The sequence below is a fragment of the Saccharospirillum alexandrii genome, assembly GCF_004000275.1.
Classification (GTDB): Bacteria; Pseudomonadota; Gammaproteobacteria; order Pseudomonadales; family Natronospirillaceae; genus Saccharospirillum; species Saccharospirillum alexandrii.
The window spans coordinates 1-492 of the sequence record NZ_RCIP01000022.1 but is presented as its reverse complement, the minus strand read 5'-3'; the positions used below and the strand labels follow the sequence as shown (position 1 = coordinate 492).

At 65.2% G+C, this 492-nt stretch carries 2 protein-coding genes; both read right to left on the bottom strand.

Features of this window, described 5'->3' with window-relative positions:
* Window positions 1-181: thiolase family protein (locus tag EP166_RS21085; RefSeq protein ID WP_484336713.1), on the bottom strand; the 181-nt coding region annotated here is incomplete at its 3' end.
* 21 nt (window positions 182-202) lie between these two features.
* The coding region (locus EP166_RS21080) for an acyl-CoA dehydrogenase family protein (RefSeq protein ID WP_281276826.1) at window positions 203-492 on the bottom strand (290 nt) is incomplete at its 5' end.

Sequence of the window (492 nt, the reverse complement as noted above, 5' to 3'; positions counted from 1 at the left end):
GGCCGATGGTGTCCACGCAACCGAACATCACGTCATCGTAGTCGGCATCCGGAATGCCGTTGCGCTCCACAAGGGTCTTCAATACGTGGGCACCCAGGTCTGCGCCGTGCACGCCGGCGAGCCCTCCCTTGCGGCGGCCCGTGGGGCTGCGCACTGCATCAACAATATAGGCATCCGCCATGATCTGTGTCCTCGTCTGTATTTATTGGAAGGTGGCGCCGGCGCCCAGCGCCGCGCCGTCCGCAAATATCACCGCCGCCACTTGCTGCTTGTGCCAGCCGGCATCGCCCCAGGTGTTGGCCAGGGCCCACGCCTTCTTCATGAAGATGTGCAGGTCCACCTCCCAGGTGTAGCCCATGGCGCCATGTACCTGAATACTGTTCTTGGCCGCCAGATTGGCCGCTTCGCACGCCATCAGCTTGGCCTGCGCCACCGCCAGGGCAGCACCTGCGGCGTCTTCGGCCACGGCATACGCCGCGCGGTGGACCGGCG